The following is a 6,911-nucleotide window of genomic DNA, read 5'->3' as shown; positions in this document are numbered from 1 at the left end:
TCTCATAGATGCGCAGGGACACCAGCCCGCCCCCATCGCGATAGACCCCCGACTCCGTCCGCTGGCCGAGGGGGTCGGCCGAGCGGCTGTCGAAATCGAAGGTCGAACCGCCGCCGCCCAGGTCCGCCCCCGCGCAGAAGCCCCGGCCGGCGCCGGTGACAATGACGGCGCGCACATCGTCGGTGGCGTCCGTCAGATCAAAGGCCGCGATCAACTCGCGATTCATCAGCGGATTGAAGGCGTTCAGCTTTTCTGGCCGGTTCAGGGTCAGCAGGGCGATCCCATCCTCCAGTTCGAGCTTCAGGGTCTCGAATTCGGCAAGGGCCTGGGCGGTCATGGACGTCTCCCGTTCGCTTTGTCGGATTTCCGCCATCGGAGCCGCTTGACGGACGGGAGGTCAAGCACCGCATCATGGCTTAACAGTGATCATCTAGAAGCTGGCTGACGGTCCCGACCAAGAGGACTGCGGCCTGGAGGAAACAGGTCCATGCATCCGTCCCATCACGCCAAGACCCATCCTGAGCGCGCCGCCTACATCATGGCCAGTTCAGGCGAAACGGTCACCTATGGCCAGCTCGAGGCGCGGTCGAACCAGGGGGCGCACCTGTTCCGCGAGCTCGGCCTGAAGGCCGGCGACGTGATCGCCATCCTGATGGAGAACCATCCGCGGTTCTTCGAGGTCGCCTGGGCCGCCCAGCGCGCCGGCCTCTATTTTGCGTGCATCTCGTCCAAGCTGACCGCCGGCGAGATCGAGTACATCATGGGCGATTGCGCCGCCCAGGTGCTGATCACCTCAGCCGGCGTCGGGCCGGTGGTGGACGAACTTCCAGCCCTGCTGCCCGGGGTGAAATTCTACATGGTCGGCGAGGCCCGCGCGCCGTACGAGAGCTTCGAGGCCGCCCGTGCCGGCATGCCCGAAACCCCGATCGCCGATGAAACCGCTGGCGCCGACATGCTCTATTCGTCGGGCACAACCGGTCGGCCAAAGGGCATCAAGCCGCCCCTGACCGGCGGGCCGATCGACGCCCCCAACGCCCTCTCCATGATGGCCGAGCTGATGTTCGGCTTCCCGCCCAATGGGACCTATCTGTCGCCCGCCCCGCTCTATCACGCCGCCCCCCTGCGCTGGTGCATGGGCTATCAGCGGATCGGCGGGACCGTGGTGGTGATGGAGAAGTTCGATCCGGAGCACGCTCTGCAGCTGATCGAAACCCACAAGATCGACTGCGGCCAGTTTGTGCCGACCCACTTCGTGCGGATGCTGAAACTGCCGCCGGAGGTCCGCACCCGCTACGACCTGTCGTCGATGAAGTCGGCGGTCCACGCCGCCGCCCCCTGCCCTATCCCGGTGAAGGAGCAGATGATGGAGTGGTGGGGCCCGATCATCCACGAGTACTACGCCGGCAGCGAGGGCAATGGCTTCTGCCACATCGGCCCCCATGACTGGCTGGCCCATAAGGGCTCTGTCGGCAAGGGCACCACCGCCGAGGTGAAGATCTGCGACGACGAGGGCGAACCCCTGCCGCCGCGCACGGAAGGCGTGGTCTATTTCGCCGGCGGCACACCGCTGACCTATCACAACGCGCCGGACAAGGTGGCCGAGAACACCAACCGGCACGGCTGGACGACGCTGGGCGATGTGGGCTGGGTCGACGAGGAGGGCTTCCTCTATCTGACCGACCGCAAGAGCTTCATGATCATTTCCGGCGGGGTGAACATCTATCCCCAGGAGCTTGAGAACCTGCTGATCACCCACCCCAAGGTGGCCGACGCCGCCGTGGTCGGCGCCCCCGACGAGGAGATGGGCGAGAAGGTGGTGGCCGTGATCCAGCCTCTGGACTGGTCGCAAGCCGGCGATGACCTGCGCGCCGAACTGATGGCCTTCTGCCGGGCTAATCTCAGCCATGTGAAGTCGCCGCGCATGCTCGACTTCATGGCCGAGCTGCCCCGCCACCCGACGGGCAAGCTCTATAAGCGCCTTATCCGCGACGCCTATTGGGGCAAGGAAGGCTCGAAGATCGTCTGAGGTCTGGCTTCGCCAGTACGCGGTGCGCCCTTGCCCGCGCCGCCCCAGGTGATAGACCCGAACGCCTGTTTCAAACCCTTAGGGAGCAAGTGATGAACCCGGTGGAATTCAAGGATCTGCCCGGCCTGGTCGGCCAGGAAGTCGGCGTATCGGACTGGGTCGAGATCACCCAGGAGCGGGTGAACCAGTTCGCCGAGGCCACTGGCGACCATCAGTGGATTCACGTGGATGTGGAGCGCGCCACCAAGGAGATCGGCGGCCCGATCGCCCACGGCTATCTGACCCTGTCGCTGATCCCCTTCCTGGGCGCCGGCATGTTGCCGATCAAGGGCGTGACCCGGGGCATCAACTACGGCTCGGACAAGGTGCGCTTCATCAACATGGTCCGCGTCGGTAAGCGGGTTCGCATGCGTCAGAAACTGATCGGCGCCGAGGCCAAGGCTGGCGGCATGCAGCTGAAGAACGAATGCACCATCGAGATCGAAGGCGAGGACAAGCCCGCCTGCGTGGCCGAGACCATTTCGGTCGTCTACGGCGCCTGAATTCGGCAATTTCTGCAAGAAAGGCCCGCGTTTCGGCGCGGGCCTTTTTCGTGGCCGCCACCGCCATGGGTGGCCTCAGTAGTCCGGCGACACCGCCTCCAGCGCCGAGGCGGCCTTGGCGCCGCCGACGCCCATATCGCCCTGGGCCACGGTGATCTCGGCGAGTGGATTGTCCAGCAGGGCCAGGGTCTCGTGGATGTAGCGGGCGTGGGTGACGATGCCGATCTCCAGTCGCTCGCTATTGAGCTCCACCTGCTGGGTCAGCAGGCCGGCGATGAACTGAACTTCCTGGGAGTCGCCGCCGCCAGGCCTGCGGCGAACGCCCTCAGCCATGAACACCGGCCCGCCGGAATTGCCGGGAAAGACGGTGAAGTCGAGCAGGAAGGTCGGGAAGGAGGCCGCCGGCGCCAGGGGGAAGGAGGCCACCCGGCCAGCACGCAGGATCGGGAAGCCAGCCGGGTTGGCCGACAGCCCGCGGGGGAAGCCGAGCGCCATCATCTGATCGCCGGCGCCCACCGAATAGCTGGCGAAGGTCTCATCGCCCGCCAGCCAGTCGGTCGGGATCGCGGCCTTGGCGAATTCCGCTGGCGCGGTGATGGCGATGGCTGCGACATCGCGGGTGGGATGCTGCGTCCAGTTGGGATTGCCGTCAGCGTCCCGAATGTTGAACTTCTGCGGGGCATAGCTCCAGCTGCCGTCGGCGTTGGCGATGCGGTAGCCGATACGGGCCTGGACGCCAGGCATGCGCTGCAGGACGTGATTGGCCGTCACCAGGACTGTGCGCGGCTGGCCATCAAGGGTCGGTGCGTTGATCAGGAACCCGGTGCCCACCGTGCGCGTTCCATCACCCAGCGGCTGCTCGATCTGAACCGTGGCGTGGATCAGCTCGACAGCAAGATCTGCGATCATGGACGCCCCTCGAGTGTTTGGTGCACGACGAAGGGCCAAATGAATCAGACCTGCCGCAACGCGGCAAGACGCGAGGACGTTATCGCCCGCGCCCTAATGCCGCGCGCCTGCCCGCCTTCGCGGCTATTCCCGACGGCCTACGAACCGTGGCCTTGCAACGGCGCATCTTGAGGCGGCTCACAGTTCGTCGCATCTAGCAGCCATGACCCAGCGCCCCACGCCGCCCATCGCCCCCAAGCAGCCTAGGCTCATCGAGCAACTCGGCCGCAGCCGCACCGACGACTATGCCTGGATGAAGGATGAGGCCTGGCAGAAGGTGCTGCGGGACCCCGCGGCCCTGCGCGCCGACATAGCCGATCACCTGAAGGCCGAGAACGCCTATACCGAGGCCATGCTGGCCGGCACCAAGGACCTGCAGGCGGCCCTGTTCGCCGAGATGAAGGGGCGGATCAAGGAAGACGATTCTAGCGTGCCGGCCCCCGATGGCCCCTGGGATTACTATGTCCGCTACCAGGAAGGCGCCCAGCATCCGATCCGCGCCCGTCGCCCGCGGGGCGCTGAGATTGGCGAGGAAATCCTGCTGGACGAAGAGGCCCTGGCCAAGGGCAAGGCCTATTTCCAGGTGGGCGGCGCCGGCCACAGCCCCGACCACCGGCTCTATGCCTGGGCCGCCGATGAGCAGGGCTCGGAATACTACACGATCCGCATCCGCGATCTGGTGACCGGCGAGGACCTGCCCCACGCCATCGAGAGCGCCTATGGCGACTTCACCTTCTCGCCCGACTCCGAATGGCTGTTCTGGATCTGGCGGGATGAGAACGCCCGGCCGGCCAAGGTCTTCCGCCGGCCCGTCCGGGGCGGCGAGGACGTGCTGGCCTATGAGGAAAAAGACGAGGGCATGTTCCTGGGCGTCGGGACGACCTCTGATGACGCCTATGTGGCCATCCATGTGGGCGACCAGGAAACCACCGAGATCTGGATCATCCCGGCTGGCGAACCGACCGCCGAGCCGGCCTGCGTCCAGCCCCGCGAGACCGGAGTCCGCTATGAGCTTGACCACTGGACCGACCGCTGGGTGATCCGCACCAACGCCGATGGTGCGGTGGATTTCAAGCTGTGCGTCTCCACCGAGCCCCTGCCCGCCCGGGCGACCTGGCGCGACTTCGTCCCCCACCTGCCCGGCCGCTACCTCACCGGCTTCGCCGCCTATGCCGGCCATCTGGTGCGGATGGAGCGGGTCAATGCCCTGGATCAGATGGCGGTGATGACCCGCGACGGCGACGAGCACATCGTCGCCTTCGACGAGGAGGCCTACGCCCTGCACCTGGAGGGCGGGCTGGAGTACGACACGACCCTGACCCGCTTCGTCTACCAGTCGCCGACCACGCCCCGGCAGTGGTTCGACTACGACATGGCCAGCCGGCAGCGAACCTGGCGCAAGACCCAGGAGATCCCGTCGGGTCACGATCCCGACGCCTATGTGGCCCGCAGACTCTTTGCCCGCGCCGCCGACGGGGAAGAGGTGCCAATCACGCTCTTGATGCGTCGCGACACGCCGCTCGATGGGACCGCGCCGCTGATGCTGTATGGCTACGGCTCCTATGGCCACGCCATGGAGCCCAGCTTCTCGATCCGCAATCTCTCCCTGGTGGACCGGGGCTGGATCTGGGCCACGGCCCATATCCGGGGCGGCTCTGACAAGGGCTGGGGCTGGTTCATGGACGGCCGCAAGGCCAAGAAGACCAACACCTTCACCGACTTCATCGCCTGCGCCGAACACCTGGTCGCCGAGAACTACGCCACCAAGGGACGGGTCGCGGCCTATGGCGGCTCGGCCGGGGGGATGCTGATGGGGGCGGTGGCCAATATGCGCCCCGACCTCTGGGGGGCGATCATTGCGGCCGTCCCCTTCGTCGATGTGCTCAACACCATGAGCGACGCCAGCCTGCCGCTGACCCCGCCGGAATGGCCCGAATGGGGTAATCCGCTCACCGATGCGGCCGCCTATGACGCCATCGCCGCCTACAGCCCCTATGACCAGGTGAGCGCCAGGCCCTATCCGCCGATCCTGGCCACCGGCGGCCTGTCGGACCCGCGGGTGACCTATTGGGAGCCGGCCAAGTGGGTGGCGCGGCTGCGCGAACACACCACGGCAGAGGCGCCCATCCTGCTGAAGATCAATATGGAGGCCGGCCACGGCGGCGCCTCTGGCCGGTTCGACTTCCTGAAGGAAATCGCGCTCGACTACGCCTTCGCCGTCTGGGCCATCGACAAGGGCTGGAGCAAATGATCGTCCGTCCCGCTGAGGCCGCCGACATGGCCGCCCTGGCCGAGATCTATGGCCACCATGTGCTGCACGGCTTTGGCACCTTCGAGGAGGTCCCGCCCTCGGCCGACGAGCTGAACCAGCGCCGCGAGGCGATCGTCGCCCGGGGCCTGCCCTATCTATTGGCGCAGGATCAGGGCAAGGCGCTGGGCTTCGCCTATGCTGGACCCTTCCGCCTGCGGGCGGCCTATCGCTACACGGTGGAAGACAGCGTCTATGTGGCGCCGGACGCCCAGGGGCGCGGGGTCGGCCGTGCGGTGCTGTCAGCCGTCATCGAGTCCTGCGAGGCCATCGGCATTCGCCAGATGGTGGCGGTGATCGGCGATTCCGCCAACGCCGGCTCCATCGGCCTGCATACCGCCCTGGGCTTCACGCCCCAGGGGACCGGCCTTGGCCTGGGCTACAAGCACGGCCGCTGGGTGGATACCGTCTGGATGCAGAAGGCGCTGAACGGTGGAACGACCCGCGAGCCGGACGCCCCAGGCCTCGCGCTCAGCGGCGTCTAATCAACCACCCCGTCGAAGGCGATGTCTAGGAACCGCGCGAGCGTCGGGGTCTGGTCGTCCTGGCGCCAGACCAGGCCGGTTTCGAGCAAAGGCGCCTCGCCGGCCAGCGCCACATAGCGCACGCCGGTGCGAGCGAGATTGCGCAGAGAGGCCGGCGCCAGGGCCACCCCCATCTCGGCCGAGACCAGACTGATGATGGTCTGCATCTGGATGGCTTCCTGGGCGATCCTGGCGGCCCCGCCATGGGCGGCGAAATAGCCGGTGATCAGCTCGTGGAAGGCCGGCGCCGAGCGCTTGGGGAAGATGATCAGCGGCGACTGCACCACATCGGCCGGGTCCAGCCGGCCGGCCTTGAGGCTCAAGCGGCCGTTGGCCAGCCAGGCCTCGGGCACGGCGGCGACCAGGGACTCGGTCAGCAGGCGGCGATAGCGCAGGCCCGGCGGCAGGACGCCCCCGGCCGGTGGGATGATGACCCCGGCATGTCCAGTCCCCTCGACCAGGGCTGTGATCTGCACCTCACTGGTGGCCTCCCGCAGGTCGATCTCCACGGCCGGATAGAGGGCGGCATAGCGTCGGACCAGGGTCGGCAGGACGCTGTAGTC

The 6,911-nt window shown here is 66.9% G+C and carries 7 protein-coding genes; 4 read left to right on the top strand and 3 right to left on the bottom strand.

From position 1 onward, the window contains the following. Window positions 1-337, bottom strand: a 337-nt coding sequence (locus tag Q7V15_RS09815) for an enoyl-CoA hydratase-related protein (protein WP_304755391.1), incomplete at its 3' end; no start/stop codon positions are given. A gap of 150 nt (window positions 338-487) precedes the next feature. Here Q7V15_RS09815 and Q7V15_RS09810 point away from each other — a divergent pair. Continuing rightward, window positions 488-2,026, top strand: coding sequence for an acyl-CoA synthetase (locus tag Q7V15_RS09810; protein WP_304755390.1), 1,539 nt, complete (start codon window positions 488-490; stop codon window positions 2,024-2,026). A gap of 92 nt (window positions 2,027-2,118) precedes the next feature. After that, complete coding sequence (locus Q7V15_RS09805) at window positions 2,119-2,568, top strand: MaoC family dehydratase (RefSeq protein ID WP_304755389.1); 450 nt, start codon at window positions 2,119-2,121, stop codon at window positions 2,566-2,568. Window positions 2,569-2,643: 75 nt separating this feature from the next. On the opposite strand, the gene Q7V15_RS09800 is transcribed toward Q7V15_RS09805, so the two are convergent. After that, entirely contained in the window at window positions 2,644-3,477 is an 834-nt protein-coding gene (locus Q7V15_RS09800; RefSeq protein WP_304755388.1) for a serine protease, read from the bottom strand. A 202-nt stretch (window positions 3,478-3,679) separates the two neighbouring features. Between Q7V15_RS09800 and Q7V15_RS09795 the strand changes: the two genes are divergently transcribed. Both Q7V15_RS09795 and Q7V15_RS09790 read left to right on the top strand, forming a co-directional pair. Then, the gene (locus Q7V15_RS09795) at window positions 3,680-5,767 is read left to right on the top strand and encodes a S9 family peptidase (RefSeq protein WP_304755387.1); all 2,088 of its coding nucleotides are present in this window, start codon (window positions 3,680-3,682) and stop codon (window positions 5,765-5,767) included. Continuing rightward, window positions 5,764-6,309 carry a GNAT family N-acetyltransferase gene (locus Q7V15_RS09790; RefSeq protein ID WP_304755386.1) on the top strand — a complete coding sequence of 182 codons (546 nt, stop codon included), beginning with the start codon at window positions 5,764-5,766 and terminating at the stop codon, window positions 6,307-6,309. The genes Q7V15_RS09795 and Q7V15_RS09790 overlap by 4 nt, the downstream gene beginning before the upstream one ends. On the opposite strand, the gene Q7V15_RS09785 is transcribed toward Q7V15_RS09790, so the two are convergent. Beyond that, window positions 6,306-6,911: LysR substrate-binding domain-containing protein (locus Q7V15_RS09785; protein WP_304755385.1), on the bottom strand; the 606-nt coding region annotated here is incomplete at its 5' end. The two genes, Q7V15_RS09790 and Q7V15_RS09785, sit on opposite strands and share 4 nt — an antisense overlap.

The organism is Phenylobacterium sp. (assembly GCF_030651755.1).
GTDB lineage: Bacteria > Pseudomonadota > Alphaproteobacteria > Caulobacterales > Caulobacteraceae > Phenylobacterium.
This window is presented reverse-complemented; position numbering and strand designations above follow the sequence as displayed.

What these genes read in the sequence shown, in the direction of transcription:
- Q7V15_RS09810 (WP_304755390.1), top strand. Translation starts at nt 488, where the DNA reads ATGCATCCGTCCCATCACGCCAAGACCCATCCTGAGCGCGCCGCCTAC.
- Q7V15_RS09790 (WP_304755386.1), top strand. Translation starts at nt 5,764, where the DNA reads ATGATCGTCCGTCCCGCTGAGGCCGCCGACATGGCCGCCCTGGCCGAG.
- Q7V15_RS09800 (WP_304755388.1), bottom strand. Translation starts at nt 3,477, where the DNA reads ATGATCGCAGATCTTGCTGTCGAGCTGATCCACGCCACGGTTCAGATC.
- Q7V15_RS09805 (WP_304755389.1), top strand. Translation starts at nt 2,119, where the DNA reads ATGAACCCGGTGGAATTCAAGGATCTGCCCGGCCTGGTCGGCCAGGAA.
- Q7V15_RS09795 (WP_304755387.1), top strand. Translation starts at nt 3,680, where the DNA reads ATGACCCAGCGCCCCACGCCGCCCATCGCCCCCAAGCAGCCTAGGCTC.